This is a genomic window from Streptomyces albireticuli (assembly GCF_021228125.1).
Taxonomy (GTDB): domain Bacteria; phylum Actinomycetota; class Actinomycetes; order Streptomycetales; family Streptomycetaceae; genus Streptomyces; species Streptomyces albireticuli.
The window spans coordinates 500,872-523,075 of sequence record NZ_JAJQQS010000002.1 but is presented as its reverse complement, the minus strand read 5'-3'; the positions used below and the strand labels follow the sequence as shown (position 1 = coordinate 523,075).

Sequence of the window (22,204 nt, the reverse complement as noted above, 5' to 3'; positions counted from 1 at the left end):
ACGGCGGGACCGGCGAAGGGGCCCGGCCTCGCGCGCTGTTGAGCGCACGCGACCGGACCCCGAGCCTACGCCGCGCCTACGCCGCCGCCCCCGCGAACGCCGCGAGGATCTCCTCGCCCGCCGCCACTCCGCGCGTCTCCAGCGCGGTGACGTGCGGGGCGGTCCAGCCGGCGGCGGCCAGCTCGCCGTGGCCCGGCCGCCAGCCGCGGTCGGCGGCCAGCAGCAGGTCGGCGTCGAGCAACGAGTCGCCCGCGGCGAGGACTTCGGTCGCGCCCGTGCGCCGGGCGACCTCGGCGACCGCCGCGCTCTTGGTGAGCGGCCGGGGCACCGCGTAGAGCTTGCGGCCCTGGAGCGACACGGACCAGCCGCGGCCGTCCGCCCACTCGGTGAGCTCCTTCACCCAGGTGTCCGGGAGCAGCGGGCGGTCCACGACGAGGTAGGCGAACAGATCCTCGGCGGTGCGCTCCTTGAGCAGCCAGGCCGGGTCGGCGGTACGGACCAGATGCGCGCGGACCTCGGCGAGCGGGGCGCACGCGGCGGCCAGCCGGCGCTCCACGTCGCGCCGCCAGCCGGGGTCGGACTCGCCGCGTACGAGCAGTTCGCCGCCGTTGGCGCAGATCGCGTACTCGGGGACGGGGCCCGGCAGGTGGATCCTGCCGTACTGCTCGCGGGTGCGGGTCGTGGTGGGGACGAACGCGGCGGTGCGGGAGAGCGCGTCGAGCGTGGCGGCCGCGGTCTCCGTCATGTACGAGAGCGGCTTGCGGTCGTAGACCTCCACGCACAGCAGGCGGGGCGCCCGGTGGTCGGGCACGGTGAGGTCGAGGGCCGCCGCCGAGTAGATCAGCGTGCGGTCGAGGTCGCTGGCGACGAGGAGGGTCACGGCGCCGTCACCGCCTTGCCGTCGGCGCCGGTCGCGCCGCGGGTGTAGCGGGGGTGGATCAGGCCGACGCAGCTGTACGGCAGGCCGTCCACCTCCTCCACGGGGACGCCGCGCTGCTCGGCGAGCAGCCGGACGTGGTCCAGGTCGGCACCGGCGCCGCGCTGGGCGAGGATCTTCCAGGGGACCCGGCGGAGCAGGACGCGGGTGGTCTCGCCGACGCCGGGCTTGACCAGGTTCACGTCGTGGATGCCGTACTCCTCGCTGATGCGCTCGACGGCCGCCCAGCCCTCCCAGGTGGGGGCGCGGTCGGCGGCGGCGAGCTCCTTGGCGTCGGCGGCGACGTCCTCCTCGACCTCGGCGAAGCGGGCGGCGACGGTGTCGAGGAAGGCGCGGGAGACATCGGCGCCGGCGAGCTCGCGGTAGAACTTGGCGCCGTGGAAGTCGTGCGGGCCGACGAGGTCGGCGCGCAGCACGGTGCGGGAGATCAGGCCGGAGACGGTGGAGTTGAGGCAGGCGGAGGGGATGAGGAAGTCGTCCCGGGTGCCGTAGGTGTCGACGCAGTGGCCGGGGTCGGCGAGCACGGCGATCCGCGGGTCGAAGCCGTCGAACCCGCGCAGCGCCTCGGCGAGTTCGCGGGTGATGGCGCCCTTGCCGGTCCAGCCGTCGACGAAGACGACGTCGGCGGGGTCGTGGTGGGCGGCGAGCCAGCGCAGCGCGACGGGGTCGATGCCGCGGCCGCGGACGATGGAGACGGCGTAGTGCGGCAGGTCGAGGCCGTGGGCGTGGCGGGCCCAGCGGCGCATCAGGACGCCGACGGGGGTGCCGGCGCGGGCCAGCGACACCAGGACCGGGCGGGGGGACCGCTCGGCGAGCACGGTCTCGGTGACCACGCCGACGGCTCTGGCCATGCGGGCGGCGGAGGCGTCGAGCGCGGCGTGGAAGAGGGCCTGGTAGTCGGCGCTCGGCTGGTACTCGACGGGCAGCGACTCCGCGTAGTGCGCGCCGCCGCTCTGGATGGCCTCCTCGCGCTCCTCGGTGGGCGCCTCCAGGGAGACGTCCGAGAGGTCCTGGAGCAGCCAGCCGACGTCGGCCGGGTCGTAGGAGGAGAAGGCGGGGCCGCGGAGCGGTTCGGGCATGGGGGTGTGGATCTCCGGTGCGTAGGAGGGGACGGCTACGAGCACGACGTGCCCGGTGTGGGCGCCGAGCCGGTCCAGCAGGCCGCCGGGGGCGTGGAGTCGGGGGGTGTCGGCGGCCGAGTCGACGACGGCCACGACGGCGTCGAAGCCGGCGCCCGCGACGTTGTAGGCGTAACGCTCGCCGGGGCCGTCCGCCGGGTCGTCGTGGGCGGGGAAGGCGATCCGGGTCCGGATCGCGTACCCCGGGTCGTCGACGGGGAGGACGGGCGAGCGGGTGGTGGTGGAGAAACGGACGTCGGTGGCGCCGGGGCGGGTCTCCTGGAACACGTCCTGGAGAGCGGCGGCGAGGCGGAGGGGCGCGTACATGAGCTCTTCGCTGCCGAGCACGAGGACGCGGCGCGGCGCCGGCGAGGCGCCGGTCACGGTCGGGCCACCTTGGGGTGCGTCCATGCCCGTGGCCAGGCCGGTCGAAGCCGCCCCGGGGGTGGCAGCGGCGTTCGCGACACGGGCGGCCGGGCCCGGCGCGGACGACTCACCGGAACCCACGCCCCCACCACCGGCGACCACACCCGCCGCGGCCAGCGCGTCCGCGACGCGGGCGGCCATGCCCGGCAGGGCGGCCTCCAGGCGCGCCCGGTGTCCGGGCGTGAACCCGTGCCGGCCACCGTCGGGCAACCCCTCGGGCCAGCCGACGTCGACGCGGGTCAGGCGCTCGGGGCGCGCCGACGAGCCGTCCGCCGACCCTGTACGGCCGCCACCGGACCGGTCCGGGAGCACCTCCAGGGGCTCGCCCGGCGCCGCCGAACCGCTACCGCCGGGGGACTTCTCAGGCCCCACGAGGCCCGGATCGGCACCTCCGTGCGCCAGGGACCGGCCGTCCTCGCGCCCGGACACGTCCAGGGCACGCACCGTCGCGCCGCTCGCGGAGACCCAGCCGCCTACGCGGTGGGGCCCCGCGGCGGCCGGAAGGGCGCCACCGCGCCCGACCGCGCCCCGCTCCGCGAGCGCCGCGAGCGCCTCGTGCCGGGCCACCAGCTCCTGGCCCCGTTCCAGCACCCCCTCCGGCAGGCTCACCGTGCCGGAGGCGAGGGCTATCAGGTCCACGCGGGCGCCCAGGCCCGTCGCGAAGTCGTCCAGGTGGGCGCGGTCCGCCGCGCTCCGCATATCGACGAGGGCCACGACCACGTACCGCTCGCGCGGGAAGTTCGCGTGGAGGGTGGTGATGGTGTTGAGGACCGTGCGGCCGGTGGAGAACTCGTCGTCGACCAGGACCAGCGGCCCGTCGCCCGCCAGCAGCTCCGGGTCCTCCGGCAGCAGCAGGTGCGACGTGGCGTGGCTGTGCTCCTCCTCGAAGCCGCCGACCGGGCGGACACCGGCGACCGGGCGTCGCGTGGAGTGCAGGTACGGGGCGAGGGCCAGGCCGTCCGCGACCGCGTGGCCCAGGCCCGTCGCCGTCTCCGCGTAGCCGAGGACGACCGCCCGCGCCGCGTCCTCGTCGCCGAGCAGGTCCCTGACCCGGCGGCCGAGGCCCACCCCGGACCCGTAGACGGCGGAGGGTGCCGCCGGTACGTGCTTGCCGAGGACGTGGGAGACGAGGAGGTGGGCGCGCTTCTTGTTCCTCCGTACCGCGAGGCCCAGCAGCGACGTCAGCTCCGGGTCACCCTCCAGCCCGACCCCGAGCCGGTCCGCCACCCACTGTCCCGACCACGTCACGCCGTCGCCCCCACGCTCGCCGCCAGCAGCTCCACAAAGCTCACGTCCTCCCGCGCGACACCGAACACCTCGGCGCGCAGCATGATCCGCTCGGCCCAGGCCCGGTGCGGCTTCACTTCGTTCATTTTGTTCGTGTACGCGGAGCGCATCACTCCACCGCCGTCGCGTTCCGGCCGCAGGATGTCCTCGGCATCGCTGAACTCCTCGTGACTGACCACGGACAGCGCGTGCACGAGCGCGACGTGCGAGGGGTGGATGCAGGTCTTGCCCTGGAGCCCGTTGGCCCGGTCCAGCTGGATCTCGCGGAGCAGGCCGTCCATGTCGTGCTCGATGAGGGCGGTGCGCAGCTCCTCCGCCGGCCCGGCGAAGGGCGTCCGGCGCAGCTGGGGCTTGAACATCCGCTCGTGCTGGCGGAAGTACTCCCAGACGGGGCCCGTGACGGTGAAGCCGCTGCCGTCGGCCCGGCCGAGGACGTTGACGACGTCGGCGATGACGGAGGCGACGAGCTGCACGTCGTAGGCGGTCATGTCGGGTGCCCGGCGCAGCCCGTACGCGGAGCAGAAGTCCGTCACGCCGAGCCGCAGGGCGAGCACCCGGTCGCGGTATTTGTCGACCGTGCGCGCTATCCCGGCGAGCGTCTCGGTGCGGGTCTCCAGGTGGAGGAGCTCGGGGGACTCCAGGACGGGCATGGCGAACAGCCTGCGCCCGCATTCGCTCTCGGCCAGGGCGAGCGCTTCGAGGAAGGGGACGCCCCGCTCCTCCGTGAACTTCGGCAGGACGAAGCCGGAGAGCAGGCGTCCGGCGGGGCCGAGGCGGTGCGTGAGGTCCGTGATCTGTTCGGGTTCGCGGACCCGGATGAACAGGAGCGGCAGGCTCCGGCCGTCGGCGGAAAGGCGGTCGAGCTCCGTGAACTGGCGGACGAGGTTCTCCTCCGCGCTCTCCACCTCTTCGTCGCCGATCGAGTCCTCCAGGCAGAGGACCATGGACACCACGCCGCGCTCGGCCTGCTTGCGGATGTCGTGGGCGAGGGCGGGGCGGGTGGCGGGGCTGTAGAGCGTGGCGCCGAGGGCGACCGCGAGCGTACGGGCCGGGGAGTCGGCGTCGAACGCGCCGGGCTCTCTATGGAACAGCCCATTCCGCACCGAGGGCGCAAGGTGTTCGAAATGCCTCATTACTCTCCCCGTTTACCACGTTCCACCGGACCGTCCAGCCGGAAGTGTGGCCGATTATCGTACGTCCGGTGACGGGTCAAGAGTTCCCCAAGCGCATGAAAATCTGGCCATCCGCATGGGTACACTGCGCGTCTTCGTCCTGACGGGCGGCCGTCCCGGGCACGCTCCCGAAGGCTCTCCCCGTCGCTTTCCCAGGTGCCACCCGGGGCACTCTCCCCATTTCCTCCCGCGCGCCCCCACCGCCGTCCTTCGGTCGGGTGGGACCTGCGTTGTCCCCGGCCCGCACGGGAGGGCAGGATTGCGGCATGACGCACGCCATGCCGAAGGGGTCGAACATCCCGCTGGACGCCCGGAACGTACGGGCCGTACTGCGCTGGACCCCCGGGCCGGGCGTCCCGGACGTGGACGCCTCCGCACTCCTGGTGGACGGCGGCGGCCGGGTGCGCTCCGACGAGGACTTCGTCTTCTACAACCAGCCCCGGCACCCCTCCGGCGCCGTCCGGCACCTCGCGAAGAAGCGGCTGGTCGAGGGCGCGACGGACGCGATCGAGGCCGACCTCACGGGGCTGGAGCCCGCCGTCGACCGCGTCGTGCTCGCCGCGTCCGCGGACGGCGGCCCCTTCGGGCTGGTCCCCGACCTGTGCGTCCTGCTCTACGACACCGCGGCGGGCGGCGGCCGGGCCGACGAACCGCTCGCGCGCTTCGAGGTCCGGCCGGAGACGGGCTCGGAGACCGCCATGATCTGCGGCGAGCTCTACCGGCGCGGCGACGGCTGGAAGTTCCGGGCGCTCGGGCAGGGGTACGCGTCCGGGCTGGTGGGGCTGGCGACGGAGTTCGGGATCTCGGTCGACGAGGAGGACGGCGGAGGGACCGGCAGCGGCGACGGCGGAACGGATTCCGGGGCCGGTGTCCCGGAGCCCGGCGAGCCCGGCGAGCCCGCGACCGTGCCCGCGGCCACGCCCACGTCCACTCCCCCGCCCGCGTCCTCACCCTCCCCGTCGTCCGATCCCGAGCCCGCTCCCCCCGTGCCGCAGCAGCAGTCCGGGTACGGGTATCCGCCGCCGCCTCCGATGCCGCCGGCTCCGCCGGTGCTGCCCGCGCAGCCGGCTCAGCCCGCGTACGGGTATCCGCAGCAGCCCGCGGCGCAGCCGGCCTATGGGTATCCGCAGGCCCGGCCGGTGCCGGATCCGGGGTTCCGGCTGCCGCCGCAGGGTCCGCAGTTCCAGTCGAACCGCTGAGGGAAGGGGCTCGGCGGGGCCTTTCCCCGGCCCCGGCCCGGGCCCCGGCGCCGGCCCCGGCCCCGCCCCTTCCCGCCGCATCCGATATGCGGCTCCGCCCCCGACCCTCGAACGCCGGCCGGGCTCGGCTCCCCCTCACACCTTCGTCTTGTACCCCCGCCCCCACTGGAGTCCCCACCCGTACAGCCGGTCCAGCTCCGCCTGGAAGCCGTACACGTACTTCATCTCGCGCCGCAGCGTGACCTCACCCTTGTTGTTCTCCAGCATCACCACGGCGCACGACCGGGCCTCCGGCGCGCGCTCGTGGAGCGCGATCTCGATCCGGGGGCCGTTGCCGGGGTAGAGCGTGACCATCGCGTGCGTACGGTCGAACGCCGGGGTGCCGTCATAGATATAGACGAAGATCAGCAGTCGCTTGATCTCGGCGTGGTGGTCCATGTTGACGTAGATCGTCTCGCCCGAGCCCGAGCCGAACCGGTCGTCGCCGCTGAGCTGGACGTACGGCGGACTGTTGAGGCTGCCCAGTATGGAGCCCAGGGGCTGGACCACACCTTTCGAGCCGTCCTGGAGCTCGTACATACAGGCGAGATCGAGGTCCACATTGACGAAGGCCGGGCCCTGCGCCTGCACCATCTCGGGCCGGAACTTCCTCAGCGGGTGGCGCAGGCCCTCGCTCAGCGAGGCCCGCTCGCCGAAGTCCGAGGAGGTGCGCATCCGCCAGGAGAGGTTCACCCGGAGGTTTCCCGTGACGGCGCCCTGCTTGGTGAGGGAGAAGGTCGGATGACGCTTGGTGAGCTCGACCGCGCCGTTGGCGCCGCCGAAGTCGAGCTGCTGTGTGCTCGGCCGTCCCCAGCCGCCGAGGAACTTGTCCCAGATCGCCATGGCCATGAAACCCCCACCCCATTCGAGCGCCGACCGCGAAAGGGGCGGCCGTGAGGTGACCCTCACGACCGCCCCGATCAGAGCGTTCCTCAAATGTGCCAGGGTCACACCCCGGCGGAGACTTCCGCCTTGTCAGCCGCACCGTTGGCGATGGCCCGGTTGCGGCGCACCGAGGACAGGAAGGACCAGCCGATGAGCCCCACGCCGATGAGGCCGGTGACGATCTCGGGGACCTCGTAGCGGATGCTGACCATGAGGATCACGGCCAGCGCGCCGATGGCGTAGTGCGCGCCGTGCTCCAGATAGACGTAGTCGTCCAGGGTTCCCTTGCGGACCAGGTAGACCGTGAGCGAACGTACGTACATGGCACCGATGCCCAGGCCCAGCGCCATCAGGACGATGTCGTTGGTGATGGCGAAGGCGCCGATGACGCCGTCGAAGGAGAAGGACGCGTCCAGGACCTCGAGGTAGAGGAACATGAAGAACGCGGCCTTGCCGGCCAGCAGTATCGCCGGCTTCTTCTTGCCGGCCTTCCTGGCCTCTTCCTCCGCCTCGTGCTCGCGCTCCTCCTCTTCCTCGAGCTTGTCCTCGAAGTAGCCGGAGAGCCCGCCGACGATCAGATAGGTGATCAGACCCGCGATGCCCGCGAGCATCACCGTGGCCGCCTTGTCGACGTGTGCGCCGCCGTGCTGGTGCGCCTGCGTGGCGAAGGTCATCGCCGAGACCAGCAGGACGATCAGCGCGATGCAGACCGACAGCATGTCGACCTTGCCGAGCTTGGCCAGCGGCCGCTCGAGCCAGCCGAGCCACTTGATGTCACGGTCCTCGAAGATGAAGTCGAGGAAGATCATCAGCAGGAACATCCCACCGAAGGCCGCGATGGCCGGGTGGGCGTCGGTCACCAGCTGCTGGTAGTGCTCCTTCTCGTTCAGCGCGAGGTCGACCGCCTCGATGGGGCCGATCTTGGCGCTGATCGCCACGATCACCACCGGGAAGACGAGCCGCATACCGAAGACAGCGATCAGGACGCCGAGGGTGAGGAAGATCTTCTGCCAGAAGGCATTCATCTTCTGGAGGATTCCGGCGTTGACCACGGCGTTGTCGAAGGAGACGGAGATCTCGAGGATGGAGAGGATCGCGACGATCCCGAACGCTTCCCACCCCCCGTAGAACACCGCTGCAACCAGTCCCAGGGCGGTGACGCCAAAGGACCAGCCGAAGGTTTTCAGAACCACTGGCCACCCAATCGTGTAAGTACGGGGTCCCCCGCGCGGTGCGCGGCTTTACGAAACGTTGACCCCGAAGTCTAGAGCGATGCCCCGCAGGCCCGACGCGTACCCCTGGCCCACCGCTCGGAACTTCCACTCACCGCCGTACCGGTAGACCTCGCCGAAGATCATCGCGGTCTCGCTGGAGGCGTCCTCGCTGAGGTCGTAGCGGGCGAGCTCGGAGCCGTCGGCCTGGTTGACGACGCGGATGTAGGCGTTGCTGACCTGGCCGAAGCTCTGGCCGCGGGCGTCGGCGTCATGGATGGAGACCGGGAAGACGATCTTGTCGCAGGCCGCCGGGACCTTGGTGAGGTCGACCAGGATCGACTCGTCGTCGCCGTCGCCCTCGCCGGTGAGGTTGTCACCGGTGTGCTCGACGGACTCCTCGGGGCTCTTGAGGTTGTTGTAGAAGACGAAGTACTCGTCCCCCAGCACCCGGCCCGAGGCGCACAGCAGGGCGCTGGCGTCGAGGTCGAAGGGGGCTCCGGTGGTGGAGCGCGCGTCCCAGCCGAGACCGATGGTCACATTGGTGAGGTTCGGTGCGGCCTTGGAGAGGGAGACATTGCCTCCCTTGGCGAGCGTGACGCCCATGTTTTCTGTTCCTCCCCGGGTTGGAAAAGGGTCTCTATGTACGTCCGGCGCCGCACGCCGGTGCCCATGACCGTGCCATGGGCGGGCGTGCGGCGCCGGACGCCGTCGGTGTGCCGGTCAGACGTTGACGCCGAAGTCCTGCGCGATGCCGCGCAGACCCGAGGCATAGCCCTGGCCGATGGCCCGGAACTTCCACTCGGCGCCGTTGCGGTACAGCTCGCCGAAGACCATGGCGGTCTCGGTCGAGGCGTCCTCGCTGAGGTCGTAGCGGGCGAGCTCGGTGTTGTCGGCCTGGTTCACGACGCGGATGTAGGCGTTGCGGACCTGACCGAAGCTCTGCTGGCGGCCCTCGGCCTCGTAGATCGAGACCGGGAACACGATCTTGTGGACGTCGGCGGGCACCCCGGCCAGGTTGACCTTGATGGCCTCGTCGTCGCCCTCGCCCTCACCGGTGAGGTTGTCACCGGTGTGCTCGACGGAACCGTCGGGGCTCTTGAGGTTGTTGAAGAAGACGAAGTTCTGGTCGTTGGCGACCTTGCCCTGGTCGTTCGTCAGCAGCGCGCTGGCGTCCAGGTCGAAGTCCGTACCGGTGGTGGTACGGGCGTCCCAGCCGAGACCGACGATGACCGCGGTCAGGTTGGGGGCCGCCTTGGTCAGCGAGACGTTGCCGCCCTTGCTGAGACTGACTCCCACGAGTCCTCCATTGGTTCGAGGGGGCCGGAACCATTCGGCGAGACCTGTGCCCCCGTTGTGCGATGGCATCCGATCAACGTTTGGATCCTAGTGACCGGTTCCCACCGATTACAGGCTTCTTGCACGCGGACCGTACCCGGAGTGCGCGGGCGGCCGAACATCGGCCGGACGGGAACCCCGGGCGTCTGGGAAAAACTTACGGAAACGGGTTCGGCGAGGGACCTCAGAGGGCCGCGAGGGCCGCGGTGTACTCGTTCAGGTCGCGCGCGTCGGGCAGCCCGTTGACGACGGTCCAGCGGACCACGCCCTCCTTGTCGATGATGAAGGTGCCGCGCACCGCGCAGCCCTTCTCCTCGTCGAAGACGCCGTAGTCGCGGCTGGTGGCGCCGTGCGGCCAGAAGTCGGAGAGGAGCGGGTAGTCCAGGCCCTCCTGCTCGGCGAAGACGCGCAGGGAGAACGGGGCGTCGTTGGAGACGGCCAGCAGCTGCGTGTCGTCGTTGGCGAACTTCGGCAGCTCGTCGCGCAGGGCGCACAGCTCGCCGGTGCACACGCCGGTGAAGGCGAAGGGGTAGAAGAGCAGGACCACGTTCTTCTCGCCGCGGAAGTCGGAGAGCCGGACGGTCTCGCCGTGCTGGTTCTTCAGCTCGAAGTCCGGAGCCTTGGTGCCGACATCGATCGCCATGGATTCGCTTCCCTCTCTCGACAGGAGCCGGTCCCTGGGCGCTGGGCGAGTCGCTCCCTCCCGCGACCCCGGCCACCGGCGGGTAGGCGGCCAGTGTGTCACTGCGCGCCGGCGCACCACGCACCGCGCCCCCCGGTGGGGCCTTCCCCAGCCTTCGCTGGGTGGGGCCGCCGGGGGGCGCGGTGGGCGGTTTTCGGCTACGCCGGGGGCGTCAGCGCTTGGGGGCGACCATGCGGGTGCCCGTCCAGTCCTTGGCCACGCTGATGCTCTTGGTCTGGCTCAGGCCCGCGGTCTGGGACGCCTCGTTGATGTCGCTCGGCTCGATGTACCCGTCGCGGCCGGTCTTCGGGGTCATCAGCCAGATGTCCCCGCCGTCCTCGAGCATGCCGATGGCGTCCACGAGCGCGTCCGTCAGGTCGCCGTCATCGTCACGGAACCACAGGACGACGGCGTCGGCCACGTCGTCGTAGTCCTCGTCGACGAGGTCCTGGCCGGTGATCTCCTCAATGGCCTCGCGGAGCTCCTGATCGACATCGTCGTCGTAGCCGATCTCCTGGACCACCTGTCCGGGCTGGAAACCCAGCCTGGCGGCAGGGTTGGTCCGCTCCTCCGCGTGGTCCGCGGTCGCGCTCACGGATTGCCTCCTGTCATCTTTCGAGAAAGTGTCTTGTGTTCCTCGCATACGCGAGGCATTGGCGGTAGTCCACACGTGCCGGGCGGTTCGCGCAAGTACCCGGCCATCGAGACCGCCGAAACGGTGACGGAAGCGGCCGTCTCGCCGCAACTCCAACGACGGAAGAGCTCGGGCGAGTGATTCACGCCACAGTATTCTGCCGGGTTTGCCGAGCGGCGCCGCAGGATTGCGGCAATCAGGCCCGAACGGCCGTACACGAACGACCCCCATAGGGGGCGTATGGTTGCGATTTGGCCGTCGAAAGTCGGCCGGTCCTCGCCTTGTCGTCTCGCGAAGCGGTGGTTACCGCCCAGTAGAGATGACGTTTTCGCTGTCGCGGTCCACGATGGGAGCGCGCGCGACATAGCCAGAGGCAGCAACAGAGACAGCGTTTGCCCGCGTGCGCATCGAATGCGTGCAGAGCACGACACGACCCGAACAGCGAAGGAACAGCGTGGCTTCCGGATCCGATCGCAACCCGATCATCATTGGCGGCCTTCCCAGCCAGGTCCCTGACTTCGATCCCGAAGAAACCCAGGAGTGGCTCGACTCGCTCGACGCAGCCGTCGATGAGCGAGGCCGGGAACGTGCCCGCTACCTCATGCTTCGCCTGATCGAGCGCGCCCGCGAGAAGCGCGTGGCCGTGCCCGAGATGCGCAGCACTGACTATGTCAACACCATCGCGACCAAGGACGAGCCGTTCTTCCCCGGCAACGAGGAGATCGAGCGCAAGGTCCTGAACGCGACCCGGTGGAACGCGGCCGTCATGGTCTCCCGGGCGCAGCGTCCCGGCATCGGTGTCGGCGGTCACATCGCCACCTTCGCCTCCTCCGCCTCGCTGTACGACGTGGGCTTCAACCACTTCTTCCGCGGCAAGGACGAGGGCGACGGCGGCGACCAGATCTTCTTCCAGGGTCACGCCTCCCCGGGCATCTACGCCCGCGCGTTCCTGCTGGACCGACTCTCCGAGCGGCACCTGGACTCCTTCCGCCAGGAGAAGTCCAAGGCGCCCTACGGCCTCTCCAGCTACCCGCACCCGCGGCTTATGCCGGACTTCTGGGAGTTCCCGACCGTCTCGATGGGTCTCGGCCCCCTCGGCGCGATCTACCAGGCGCGGATGAACCGCTACATGGAGGCGCGCGGCATCGCCGACACCTCCAAGTCCCACGTGTGGGCGTACCTGGGCGACGGCGAGATGGACGAGCCCGAGTCGCTCGGCCAGCTGTCCATCGCCGCCCGTGAGGGCCTGGACAACCTGACCTTCGTCGTCAACTGCAACCTCCAGCGCCTCGACGGCCCGGTGCGCGGCAACGGCAAGGTCATGCAGGAGCTGGAGTCGCAGTTCCGCGGCGCCGGCTGGAACGTCATCAAGCTCGTCTGGGACCGCTCCTGGGACCCGCTGCTGGCGCAGGACCGGGACGGCATCCTGGTCAACAAGCTCAACAGCACCCCCGACGGTCAGTTCCAGACGTACGCCACCGAGACCGGCGCGTACATCCGTGACCACTTCTTCGGCGACGACCAGCGTCTGCGGAAGATGGTCGAGGGCATGACCGACGACCAGATCCTGCACCTGGGCCGCGGTGGCCACGACCACAAGAAGATCTACGCGGCGTACGCGGCGGCCAAGGCGCACAAGGGCCAGCCGACCGTGATCCTCGCGCAGACGGTCAAGGGCTGGACCCTGGGTCCGAACTTCGAGGGCCGCAACGCGACCCACCAGATGAAGAAGCTCACGGTCGAGGACCTCAAGCGCTTCCGCGACCGCCTCCACATCCCGATCGCCGACAAGGAGCTGGAGTCCGGCCTGCCGCCGTACTACCACCCGGGTCGCGACTCGGAGGAGATCCAGTACATGCACGACCGCCGTAAGGCGCTGGGCGGCTATGTGCCGACCCGTGTCGTGCGGTCGAAGGCGCTGGCCCTCCCGGAGGACAAGGTCTACGCGACCGCGAAGAAGGGCTCCGGCCAGCAGTCGATCGCCACCACCATGGCGTTCGTCCGCATCCTGAAGGACCTCATGCGGGACAAGGAGATCGGCAAGCGCTTCGTGCTGATCGCGCCCGACGAGTACCGCACCTTCGGTATGGACGCGTTCTTCCCGTCGGCCAAGATCTACAACCCGCTCGGCCAGCAGTACGAGTCCGTGGACCGCGAGCTGCTGCTCGCGTACAAGGAGTCGCCGACCGGCCAGATGCTGCACGACGGCATCTCCGAGGCGGGCTGCACGGCCTCGCTGATCGCGGCGGGCTCGGCCTACGCGACGCACGGCGAGCCGCTGATCCCGGTCTACGTCTTCTACTCGATGTTCGGTTTCCAGCGCACCGGTGACCAGTTCTGGCAGATGGCCGACCAGCTCTCGCGCGGCTTCGTGCTGGGCGCGACCGCCGGTCGTACGACGCTGACCGGTGAGGGTCTCCAGCACGCGGACGGCCACTCGCAGCTGCTGGCGTCCACCAACCCGGGCGTCGTCTCCTACGACCCGGCGTTCGGTTTCGAGATGGCGCACATCGTCAAGGACGGTCTGCGCCGGATGTACGGCGAGAACGCCGAGGACGTCTTCTACTACCTGACCGTCTACAACGAGCCGATCCAGCACCCGGCCGAGCCGGCGGACGTGGACGCCGAGGGCATCCTCAAGGGTCTGTACCGCTTCTCGCAGGGTGAGAAGGGCGCGATCCCGGCCCAGATCCTCGCCTCCGGTGTCGCGGTGCCGTGGGCGATCGAGGCCCAGCGCATCCTCGCCGAGGAGTGGAACGTCAAGGCGGACGTCTGGTCGGCGACCTCCTGGAACGAGCTGCGCAAGGACGCCATCGAGACGGAGGAGCACAACCTCCTGCACCCGGAGGAGGAGCTCCGCGTGCCGTACGTCACGCAGAAGCTCCAGGGCGCCGAGGGTCCGTTCGTGGCCGTTTCCGACTGGATGCGTGCCGTTCCGGACCAGATCTCGCGCTGGGTGCCGGGTGCGTACCAGTCGCTGGGTGCCGACGGCTTCGGCTTCGCGGACACCCGTGGCGCGGCCCGCCGCTTCTTCCACATCGACGCGCAGTCGATCGTCCTGGCGGTGCTCACCGAGCTCGCCAAGGAGGGCAAGGTCGACCGCTCGGCGCTGAAGCAGGCCGTGGACCGCTACCAGCTCCTGGACGTCACGGCGGCCGACCCGGGCGCCGCGGGCGGCGACGCGTAGTCGTTCGCACCGGGCGGTAGTCCCGTCTGTTCCTTGCCGGTGCCCCGGCCGACGAATGTCGGCCGGGGCACCGGCTTTTCCGTGCTACGCGCGGTGGCCTCGATCGCCGGCCGGGCTGGATTCTCGCCCGGTCCGGGCAGAATCAGCCCGTCCGGCGATCGAGGACCGGGGTCCGGGGCGGAGCCCCTCACGCGGCGGAGCCGCACATCGGATACAGCGGGAAGGGGCGGGTAGGGGAAAAAGCCCCGCCGTGGACCCCTAGCGCTCCCAGACCTTGTAAGCCCGCACGACGTACGCCGTCTCCGGCACCCACGTCCCCGACGGGTACGTGTCGAACTCGCCCGTCTCCCCGCACGTGGCGCTCTGGTACGTGGTGACGGGCCGCCCCGTGCGGTTGGCGAGGGACGCGGCCGTCGCGCCCGCCGGTAAGGTGACGCAGCTCTCGATGGAGATGTCCGCGAGTTCGCCGGTGGCGCGCGTGCCGTGGAAGCCGGGCTTCGACCAGAGGCACAGCTGACCCGCGGCGCACTGACCGAGCCGCCCCTTGCCGACGGCGTCCGCGGCGGGCGCGGCCAGCAGGGCCAGACAGGCGGCGGCGGTGACCGTGGCGGTCACGGTGGCGATCCGGGTGGAAACAGCGTGGATCGTACGCATGGGCTTCACTCCCTGTGTCGACTGTGTCGCACACCGCATCCTGGCGGGGGTGATCACCGATGCCAAGAGGGCCCCGCGCCGCGAGGCCCTCTTGTGTCCGGATAGGGGAAAGCGCCGGGCCCGTCAGACGTGGGCGGCGCCGGCGCCGGCCTCGGCGTTGTCACCGCGCTTGGTGAACAGCGCGCACACGGCGGCGAGCAGTCCGACGCACCCGCCGACGGTGAAGGCCAGGCCCATGCCTGACACGAAAGTGTCATGGGCGACATCGGTGATCCGCTGGGCGAGCTCCGGCGGCGCCTTCGGCGGCACGGGTGCCATACCGACGGCGACGGCGTCGGACGCCTGGTCCATCTGCTCGGGCGTGCCCTTCGGCAGCCCGGCCTCGGCCCACCGGTCGGGCAGCAGGTTGTCGACCCGGGCGGCCATCACGGCGCCCAGGGCGGCCGTCCCCAGCGAGCCGCCGACCTGCATGGCGGCCTGCTGGAGCCCACCGGCGAGGCCGGCGTGCTCCATGGGGGCGTTGCCCACGATCACCTCGGTCGCGCCGACCACCACCGGTGCGAGGCCGAGACCGAAGAGCCCGAACCACACGGACATCGCGAGGGAGCCGGAGTCCGGCTCCAGGGTGGCCATGCCGAAGCACGCGGCGGCGGCGAAGAGCATGCCGGCGACCATCGGGATCCGGGGGCCGATCTTGGTGATGACGGCGCCGGCGGTCGGCGATCCGACGATCATCATTCCGGTGAGCGGGAGCATGTGCAGACCGGCGTTGACCGGCGTCATGCCGTGCACGTTCTGGAGATAGAAGGTGACGAAGAACAGGCCGCCGATGAAGGCGAAGGCCATCAGCACCATCAGGATCGTGCCGGCGGTCAGCGGCAGGGAGCGGAACAGGCTCAGGGGCAGCAGGGGCTCCCGGACCTTGGCCTGCCAGACGGTGAAGAGGACGAACGCGACGATCGCCCCGGCGAGGTACAGCAGGGTACGGGTGTCGCCCCAGCCCCAGGCGGGTGCCTTGATGAGCGCCCACACCAGGCAGAACATCGCGGCGGAGAGCAGGACGATGCCCAGGACGTCGAAGGAGCTCGACGTTTGTTCGGGGCGGTGGTCCTTGAGGATGAGCACGCCGACGACGAGCGCGAGGACGCCCACGGGCACGTTGACGTAGAAGACCGACTGCCAGTTCACATGCTCGACGAGCACACCGCCGAGGATCGGGCCGGCGGCCGTCGAGGCGCCGATCACCATGCCCCAGATGCCGATGGCCATATTGAGCTTCGCGGGCGGGAACGCCGCCCGGAGCAGTCCGAGCGCGGCCGGCATCAGCAGGGCGCCGCACAGGCCCTGGACGACGCGGAAGGCGACGACCAGCGAGACGCTGTCGGAGAGGGCGATGGCACCGGAGGCCACCGCGAAGCCGGTCGTGCCGATCAGGAAGGTCAGCCGGTGACCGAAGCGGTCACCCAGCTTGCCCGCGGTGATCAGTGCCACCGCGAGGGCGAGAAGGTAGCTGTTGGTGATCCATTGGACGTCGGCCAGCGAGGCCCCCAGGTCCTTCTGGATCGCGGGGTTCGCGATAGCGACGATGGTGCCGTCGAGCGTGACCATCATCACGCCTATCGCGACGGAGAAGAGTGTCAGCCAGGGATGGCCCCGTAATCCCTTTCGGGGCCCGAGATCCGGCGTCGCGTCGGCGACGGTGGTCTGAGACGTCATATTTCGAGATTATGGCAGCGTCTGACAATTGACAAACATGTGCAGGAGTCGGTATCTGTCAAATCTGCTCATGTCTATTCTGAACAGCGGAAATGCGTCGAAGGAGAGGCGAATCCCCATGCACGCCATCGAGGACGCGGGCTCCCGGCCGGCCCCGCCCGGCCTGCGCGAGCGCAAGAAGCGGCGCACCCGGGACACCTTGATCCGCTGCGCCCTGGAGCTCTTCGCACTCCAGGGCTACGAGCGGACGACGGTCGACGCGATCGCCGAGGCCGCGGACGTCTCCCCCCGCACCTTCTTCCGCTACTTCGCGGGCAAGGAGGAGGTCGCCTTCGCCCTTCAGGACTCCGTGGAGTCGTCCTTCTGCGCCGCCCTGCGCGAGCGCCCGGCCGCCGAGTCCCCGCTCGCCGCGCTGCGCGGAGCGGTGCTGACCTCCTGGGACAGCCTGGGCGAGGAGGTCGGGTCGGTCGTCCCCCTGGAGCTGCACATGCGGACGTACCGCATGATCGAGTCCACCCCCGCGCTGCTCGCGGTGCATCTGCGCCGGCTGTCCGAGGTGGAGGAGCGGCTCGCGCACGAGATCGCGCGCCGCGAGGGACTGGACCTCGCGACGGACCCCCGGCCCCGGGTGCTGCTCGCCGCCTTCGGCGGGGTGATGCGGGTGACGGGCCGGATCTGGGGCGAGCAGGGCGGCGCCGGCATGACGGAGCTGCGCGGGATCATCGCCGACCATCTGGACCAGCTCGGCCCGGCGTTGGCGGAAAACTGGCGGACCTGATCGCGAATCACCTGGGCGTGACCAATTGCCCTCATTCAAACGTGAGATAGCTCACTGACTTCACGGACGCAACCGGGTTTCTCCTACGCTGGTTCGCGGTGACTTCTTTCCCGGAGCTCGGCTCCCCCTCCTCCGTACCCTGGACGACCACGGCCGCCGTGTGGCGTGCGCTGCTGGCGCTCGCCGTCGTGTTCGTCATGCTCGCGACGACCGGTTGGACGGCCGTCAGAGGTCACGCGGCGACCGGCGACGCCCGGTCGAGATCCCTCCAGTCCTGGCTGCACGGCTCCATAGGCGGCCGGCCGCTGCCCTCCCCCGGCTCCGGCCCCGACGTCCTGGCCCGGTTCTTCGGCTCGCTGACCGGCGCCGAGCGCGACCGGCTCGCGGAGCGCTACCCCCTCGTCGTCGGCAATCTCAACGGCGCCCCCGTGTCCCTGCGCTACCGCGCCAACCGCGTCGCCCTGGACCGGGCCCGCGAGGTCGAGAAGCACCGCATGGGCGAGAGCGGGCTCACCCCCGTGGGCCGCCGCGAGGCGGGCCGCCGGATGCACCGCTTCGAGTCGCTGATGGGCGACGGCCGGCAGATCCTCGCCTTCGATCCCGGCGGCGCCGGCCGGGTCGCCGAGGTCATCGGCGACCTCGACCGGGCCGAGCGGGTCTCCGTCGTGGTGCCCGGCGTCGACACCAACGTCCTGACCTTCGAGAAGACCCAGCGCGCCTACACCGCGCCGGTGGGCATGGCCCGCTCCCTCCACGCCGCCGAGCGGAAGGCGTCCGCCGGCACCAGGACGGCCGTCATCGCCTGGGACGACTACACCACCCCCGCCGGCGTCGGCATGGACGCGGCCACCGGCAAGCTCGCCGCCGAGGGCGCGCTCCGGCTGCGCGCCCTGGTCCGGGCCCTGCCCGGCACCTCCCCCGTCTCGCTCTTCTGCCACAGCTACGGCTCCGTGGTCTGCGGGGTCGCCGTCCGCGACATCTCCCCGCGCGTCACGGACGTCGCCGTCGCCGGCAGCCCCGGTATGCGCGCCGAGCACGTCTCCGAACTGGGCACCGGTGCCCGGATCTGGGCGATGCGCAACGCCGACGACTGGATCCAGGACGTCCCCCACCTGGAGGTCGGCGGCCTCGGCCACGGCGCGGACCCGGTCTCCCCGGGCTTCGGCGCGCGCCTGCTCTCGGCGCGGGGGGCGGACGGCCACGGCGGGTACTTCGAACCGGGGACGACGAGTCTGGCGAACTTCGCGGCGATCGGGGTGGGCGGGTCGGCGGAGGTCGTCTGCGCGAAGGGTGCGGACGCTTGCGCGGACGGGTTGGTCTGACGCGCGCCTGCGGCGGGCTTTGTCCCCTACCCGCCCCTTCCCGTAACCGGGGGGCTCCGCCCCCCGGGCCCCCTTCCGCGCTACCGCGCGGTGTCCTCAAGCGCCGGACGGGCTGGAAAATCCAGCCCGTCCGGCGTTTGAGGACCGGGGTCCGGGGCGGAGCCCCGGTTCGGGAAGGGGCGGGGTGGGGAACAAGCCCCGCGCAGCGGCCCACCCACCCACCCACCCGCCACCCCACGGCGGCCCCCATTCCGCTTCCACCCCACCGTGACGCGCGTAGCGCATCCGCCCGGAGGGGGGACGCACAGCCCCCCGCCGCATACGATGAGCCGCATGGGTGATGTGCTGGCCGGTTTCCACGCCGCCTGGGAGTTCGACACCGACTCCGTGCTCATCCGCTTCGAACGGGGGATCCGCACACCGAGGCTGCTCCAGGCGCTCGGTGAGCGGCGCATCCCCTACGAGGCGCTCGCGGCCGTCGAGCAGGCCCCGGGGAAGCGCGGCACGGTGGTGCTGCGCGCTGTGCCCAGACCGGGCGCCGATCCGCTGATGGACGTCGCCGACGGCCAGCTCAAGGAGGTCTGCGACCCCTACCGTCTGGTGCTGCCCGCCGAACGCGACGCCCTCGCCGAGTACTACGCCGACGAGATACGCGCCGCGCTCGGCCCCGCCGCGGACGAGCCCGCCGAGCGCCATCTGGTGGCCGCTCCGACACCGCCCCTGTCCTTCAAGGCCTACGACGGCAAGGCGTCCTTCGACGGCGCGTCCGTCGCCTTCCGGTGGTTCTGGACGGGCGCCTCCTCCGCCAAGTGGAAGGCCGGCGACCAGCGGTTCGCGGTCGATGAGCTGGCGGGCGTCGAGTGGCGCTCCCCCGAGATCGCGGGCGGCCATCTGCGGCTCGTACCGCGCGACGCGGACGCCCGGCTGCCGGGCCCGGCCGACCAGGACCCCGCGGCCGTCGTCTTCGGCATGGGTTACGGCCTCGTCCACGAATCGCTGCCCTTCGCCGCCGCGGTCCTCGCCGCCGTCCGCGCCGGGGCCCGTGGCGTCCCCCCGGCCCGGATCCCCGCGCCCCGGCCCGACCCGGGCGGCATCGCCGACCGCATCCGGCACCTGGGCGCGCTGCACGACGCGGGCCTGCTCACCGACGACGAGTTCAGCGCCAAGAAGGCGGAGCTGCTCGCCGAGCTGTAGCCGCACCGGCGGCCGCGGGGTCCTGGCCAGCCGGGGGCCCGGCACCGGCCGTGGCCCGCGCCGCACGGCGAAGCCCCGTGGAGCCCTACGGCCGTGCCGGTCGTGTCAGCGGGCGGACGAGGAGCCCGCACCGGCCGGGGCCGCCCCGAGCCCCACCGGGCTCCACACCCCGTGACACCGGCCTGCCGACACCACCGGGGCCGCGGCGACCGCCCGGGCCGCGGCACCCCCGATACCCCTGATACCGAGGTATGACCCGGAAACCGGCACCCCGGGGTGACGCCCCTCCTGACCAGGGCATCTAGGCTGACGAGGCCATGTCCCAGTCACCCCGCACCACCGCCCCCCGGCCGTCCCCGCTCGCCTTCGCGCGCGACGTCTTCACGCCCGCCGGACCCCCCACCCCGCTGCTCGGCCGGTCCCGCCGCCGCTTCGTACGGGCCGTGGCGTACGTGCTCACCGGCGCGGTCACGATCATGCTGCTGGGCACCACGGCCACCGTCCTGTCCGAGAACTACGGGCTCCAGTCCGACATCGCGCTCGTGCTGGCGCTGCTCCAGGCCGTCCCCGTGCTCCTCGCCGTCCGGCGGCCGCTGCTCGCCTGGGCGATCGTGTTCACCGCGGACGTCGCCGGGGCGCTGGCCCTGCTCTCCGTGCCGACGGAGGGCCGTCCCTGGCCCTGGCCGCCGATGGAGATCATCGGCATGCTGTTGCTGCTGCTCCTCCTCGGGCTGCGCGAGCGGCGGCGCACCCTCGTCGCCGTCTGGACCCTGACGGCCGTCGTGACCGTGGCCCTCGCGTTCGTGGCGCCGGGGCGGAGTTCCCTCATCTCGGTGACGGCGCTCGTGCTGGACGGCGTGGTGCTGGTCGTCGGCGGAGCGCTGCGCGAACGCGGCGACGCCCGGCGGGCGCTGGCCGAGCAGGAGACCATCAGCGAGGCCGAGCGGGCCCGGCGGACCCTGCTGGAGGAGCGCACCCGGATCGCCCGTGAGCTGCACGACGTCGTCGCCCACCACATGTCCGTGATCACCGTGCAGGCGGACAGCGCCCCGTACCGCCTGACCGGACTGCCGCCCGAGGCGCGGGAGGAGTTCGCCACGATCGCGGCCACGGCACGCGAGTCGCTCACGGAGATGCGGCGGCTGCTGGGCGTGCTGCGCAGCGAGGACGCCTCCGGCGAGGCGGGCGGTGTCGAGCGGGCGCCGCAGCCGGGCGTCGAGCGGATCCCGCAGCTGGTCGAGGCGACGGTCCGGGCCGGGCTGCCGGTGAAGCTGGCGATGCCGGACCCGCTGCCGGACGCGCTCCCGCAGACCGTGGACCTGTCGGCCTACCGCATCGCGCAGGAGGCCCTCGCCAATGTCGTCCGGCACGCCCCGGGCGCTGCGACGCGGGTGTCGGTGTCCGTCGACCGGGACCGGGGCGGCCTGATGGTCCTGGTCGTCAACTCCGCCCCGGAGGCCGAGACTCCGCCGCTGGAGACGAGCGGTACGGGCCACGGTCTGGTCGGCATGCGCGAGCGCGTCCGCCTGGTCGGCGGCACGCTCGACACCGGCCCGCTGCCGGACGGCGGCTTCCGGGTGGCGGCCCGGCTCCCGTTCACGACAGAAGAGGAACTCCCCACCGCATGACCATCAAGGTGATCATCGTCGACGACCAGGCCATGGTCCGCGCGGGGTTTGCCGCGCTGCTCGCGGCGCAGACGGACATCGACGTCGTCGGCGACGCGCCGGACGGCCGGCAGGGCGTCGAGGTGAGCCGCCGCACGCATCCGGACGTCGTCCTGATGGACGTCCGGATGCCCGAGATGGACGGCCTGGAGGCGGCGCGGCGGCTCCTCGACCCGCCGCCGGGCGTCACCCACCGGCCGAAGGTGCTGATGCTCACCACCTTCGACGTCGACGACTACGTCTACGAGGCGCTGCGCGCGGGCGCCTCGGGGTTCCTCCTCAAGGACGCGCCTCCGGCCGACCTGATCTCGGCCGTCCGCGTCGTCGCCGCCGGGGAGGCGCTGCTCGCCCCGTCCGTCACGCGCCGTCTCATCGCCGACTTCGCCAGGCAGCGCCCCGCGGCCCGCCGGGGCCCGTCCCTCCGCCTCAACGGCCTGACGCCCAGGGAGACGGAGGTCCTCGAACTCATCGCGCGGGGGCTCTCGAACCAGGAGATCGCGGGGTCGCTGGTGCTGGCGGAGCAGACGGTGAAGACGCACATCGGCCGGGTACTGGCGAAGCTGGGCCTCCGCGACCGGGCCCAGGCGGTGATCTTCGCGTACGAGTCGGGGCTGGTGTCCCCGGGAGGCCGCTAGGAGGACCTGTCCTCAAGCGCCGGACGGGCTGATTTCAGCCCGTCCGGGGGCACCTCCCAGCGGTAGCTGGGGGAGCTTGAGGACACCGCGCGTCAGCGCGGAAAGGGGGCCCGGGGTCTTGCC

18 protein-coding genes are annotated in these 22,204 nt (G+C 71.5%); 7 read left to right on the top strand and 11 right to left on the bottom strand.

Annotation, left to right across the window (positions count from 1 at the left end; all coding sequences use genetic code 11):
- Window positions 1-76 precede the first annotated feature (76 nt).
- Genes LUZ64_RS02500 through LUZ64_RS02490 form a run of 3 tightly spaced genes read right to left on the bottom strand, consistent with a single transcriptional unit; the run spans window position 77 to window position 4,901 of the window.
- Window positions 77-880 (bottom strand): HAD family hydrolase, encoded by an 804-nt coding sequence (locus tag LUZ64_RS02500; RefSeq protein ID WP_095579521.1) that lies wholly within the window; start codon window positions 878-880, stop codon window positions 77-79.
- On the bottom strand, window positions 877-3,729 hold the full coding sequence (locus tag LUZ64_RS02495) for a phosphoribosyltransferase (RefSeq protein ID WP_095579520.1): 2,853 nt from the start codon (window positions 3,727-3,729) through the stop codon (window positions 877-879). Before LUZ64_RS02495 ends, LUZ64_RS02500 begins: the two co-directional genes overlap by 4 nt.
- Window positions 3,726-4,901 carry an HpcH/HpaI aldolase/citrate lyase family protein gene (locus tag LUZ64_RS02490; RefSeq protein WP_095579519.1) on the bottom strand — a complete coding sequence of 392 codons (1,176 nt, stop codon included), beginning with the start codon at window positions 4,899-4,901 and terminating at the stop codon, window positions 3,726-3,728. Before LUZ64_RS02490 ends, LUZ64_RS02495 begins: the two co-directional genes overlap by 4 nt.
- Before the next feature lie 305 nt (window positions 4,902-5,206).
- Here LUZ64_RS02490 and LUZ64_RS02485 point away from each other — a divergent pair, with 305 nt between their 5' ends.
- Window positions 5,207-6,139 (top strand): TerD family protein, encoded by a 933-nt coding sequence (locus LUZ64_RS02485; protein ID WP_095579518.1) that lies wholly within the window; start codon window positions 5,207-5,209, stop codon window positions 6,137-6,139.
- Between the two features lie 135 nt (window positions 6,140-6,274).
- Here the strand turns inward: LUZ64_RS02485 and LUZ64_RS02480 are convergent, their stop codons facing one another.
- The 6 genes from LUZ64_RS02480 to LUZ64_RS02455 form a co-directional block, all read right to left on the bottom strand.
- Window positions 6,275-7,021 (bottom strand): TerD family protein, encoded by a 747-nt coding sequence (locus LUZ64_RS02480; protein WP_211305149.1) that lies wholly within the window; start codon window positions 7,019-7,021, stop codon window positions 6,275-6,277.
- 104 nt (window positions 7,022-7,125) lie between these two features.
- Window positions 7,126-8,256, bottom strand: a complete 1,131-nt coding sequence (locus tag LUZ64_RS02475) for a DUF475 domain-containing protein (protein WP_095584223.1) — start codon at window positions 8,254-8,256, stop codon at window positions 7,126-7,128.
- 48 nt (window positions 8,257-8,304) lie between these two features.
- Window positions 8,305-8,880, bottom strand: coding sequence for a TerD family protein (locus tag LUZ64_RS02470; protein ID WP_095584222.1), 576 nt, complete (start codon window positions 8,878-8,880; stop codon window positions 8,305-8,307).
- A 117-nt stretch (window positions 8,881-8,997) separates the two neighbouring features.
- The gene (locus LUZ64_RS02465; protein WP_087928280.1) at window positions 8,998-9,573 is read right to left on the bottom strand and encodes a TerD family protein; all 576 of its coding nucleotides are present in this window, start codon (window positions 9,571-9,573) and stop codon (window positions 8,998-9,000) included.
- 223 nt (window positions 9,574-9,796) lie between these two features.
- Window positions 9,797-10,255 (bottom strand): peroxiredoxin, encoded by a 459-nt coding sequence (locus tag LUZ64_RS02460; protein ID WP_087928279.1) that lies wholly within the window; start codon window positions 10,253-10,255, stop codon window positions 9,797-9,799.
- A gap of 211 nt (window positions 10,256-10,466) precedes the next feature.
- Window positions 10,467-10,889, bottom strand: a complete 423-nt coding sequence (locus tag LUZ64_RS02455; protein WP_095584221.1) for a DUF3052 domain-containing protein — start codon at window positions 10,887-10,889, stop codon at window positions 10,467-10,469.
- Window positions 10,890-11,382: 493 nt separating this feature from the next.
- Here LUZ64_RS02455 and aceE point away from each other — a divergent pair, with 493 nt between their 5' ends.
- Window positions 11,383-14,115 carry a pyruvate dehydrogenase (acetyl-transferring), homodimeric type gene (aceE, locus tag LUZ64_RS02450; protein ID WP_095584220.1) on the top strand — a complete coding sequence of 911 codons (2,733 nt, stop codon included), beginning with the start codon at window positions 11,383-11,385 and terminating at the stop codon, window positions 14,113-14,115.
- 258 nt (window positions 14,116-14,373) lie between these two features.
- Here aceE and LUZ64_RS02445 read toward each other — a convergent pair whose 3' ends face one another.
- On the bottom strand, window positions 14,374-14,769 hold the full coding sequence (locus tag LUZ64_RS02445) for a peptidase inhibitor family I36 protein (RefSeq protein WP_095584219.1): 396 nt from the start codon (window positions 14,767-14,769) through the stop codon (window positions 14,374-14,376).
- Between the two features lie 123 nt (window positions 14,770-14,892).
- Window positions 14,893-16,485, bottom strand: coding sequence for an MFS transporter (locus LUZ64_RS02440; RefSeq protein WP_095584218.1), 1,593 nt, complete (start codon window positions 16,483-16,485; stop codon window positions 14,893-14,895).
- Between the two features lie 118 nt (window positions 16,486-16,603).
- Between LUZ64_RS02440 and LUZ64_RS02435 the strand changes: the two genes are divergently transcribed.
- The 5 genes from LUZ64_RS02435 to LUZ64_RS02415 all read left to right on the top strand — a co-directional run bounded on the left by LUZ64_RS02435 (window position 16,604) and on the right by LUZ64_RS02415 (window position 22,081).
- Window positions 16,604-17,263 carry a TetR family transcriptional regulator gene (locus LUZ64_RS02435; RefSeq protein ID WP_095584217.1) on the top strand — a complete coding sequence of 220 codons (660 nt, stop codon included), beginning with the start codon at window positions 16,604-16,606 and terminating at the stop codon, window positions 17,261-17,263.
- Between the two features lie 98 nt (window positions 17,264-17,361).
- Complete coding sequence (locus LUZ64_RS02430) at window positions 17,362-18,585, top strand: alpha/beta hydrolase (RefSeq protein ID WP_211305148.1); 1,224 nt, start codon at window positions 17,362-17,364, stop codon at window positions 18,583-18,585.
- A 333-nt stretch (window positions 18,586-18,918) separates the two neighbouring features.
- Window positions 18,919-19,779: a DUF4429 domain-containing protein gene (locus LUZ64_RS02425; RefSeq protein ID WP_095581472.1), complete on the top strand. Its 861-nt coding sequence runs from the start codon at window positions 18,919-18,921 to the stop codon at window positions 19,777-19,779.
- A 317-nt stretch (window positions 19,780-20,096) separates the two neighbouring features.
- A complete protein-coding gene (locus LUZ64_RS02420; protein ID WP_095581471.1) occupies window positions 20,097-21,407 on the top strand; it encodes a sensor histidine kinase in 1,311 nt (436 codons plus the stop codon).
- Window positions 21,404-22,081, top strand: a complete 678-nt coding sequence (locus tag LUZ64_RS02415; RefSeq protein ID WP_095581470.1) for a response regulator — start codon at window positions 21,404-21,406, stop codon at window positions 22,079-22,081. The genes LUZ64_RS02420 and LUZ64_RS02415 overlap by 4 nt, the downstream gene beginning before the upstream one ends.
- The last annotated feature ends 123 nt before the right edge of the window (window positions 22,082-22,204 follow it).

Excerpts from the sequence above, each read along its gene's own strand:
- LUZ64_RS02435 (WP_095584217.1), top strand. The coding sequence starts at position 16,604 with ATGCACGCCATCGAGGACGCGGGCTCCCGGCCGGCCCCGCCCGGCCTG.
- LUZ64_RS02485 (WP_095579518.1), top strand. The coding sequence starts at position 5,207 with ATGACGCACGCCATGCCGAAGGGGTCGAACATCCCGCTGGACGCCCGG.
- LUZ64_RS02460 (WP_087928279.1), bottom strand. The coding sequence starts at position 10,255 with ATGGCGATCGATGTCGGCACCAAGGCTCCGGACTTCGAGCTGAAGAAC.
- LUZ64_RS02480 (WP_211305149.1), bottom strand. The coding sequence starts at position 7,021 with ATGGCGATCTGGGACAAGTTCCTCGGCGGCTGGGGACGGCCGAGCACA.
- LUZ64_RS02425 (WP_095581472.1), top strand. The coding sequence starts at position 18,919 with ATGGGTGATGTGCTGGCCGGTTTCCACGCCGCCTGGGAGTTCGACACC.
- LUZ64_RS02415 (WP_095581470.1), top strand. The coding sequence starts at position 21,404 with ATGACCATCAAGGTGATCATCGTCGACGACCAGGCCATGGTCCGCGCG.
- LUZ64_RS02420 (WP_095581471.1), top strand. The coding sequence starts at position 20,097 with ATGTCCCAGTCACCCCGCACCACCGCCCCCCGGCCGTCCCCGCTCGCC.
- LUZ64_RS02470 (WP_095584222.1), bottom strand. The coding sequence starts at position 8,880 with ATGGGCGTCACGCTCGCCAAGGGAGGCAATGTCTCCCTCTCCAAGGCC.
- LUZ64_RS02445 (WP_095584219.1), bottom strand. The coding sequence starts at position 14,769 with ATGCGTACGATCCACGCTGTTTCCACCCGGATCGCCACCGTGACCGCC.
- LUZ64_RS02490 (WP_095579519.1), bottom strand. The coding sequence starts at position 4,901 with ATGAGGCATTTCGAACACCTTGCGCCCTCGGTGCGGAATGGGCTGTTC.
- LUZ64_RS02440 (WP_095584218.1), bottom strand. The coding sequence starts at position 16,485 with ATGACGTCTCAGACCACCGTCGCCGACGCGACGCCGGATCTCGGGCCC.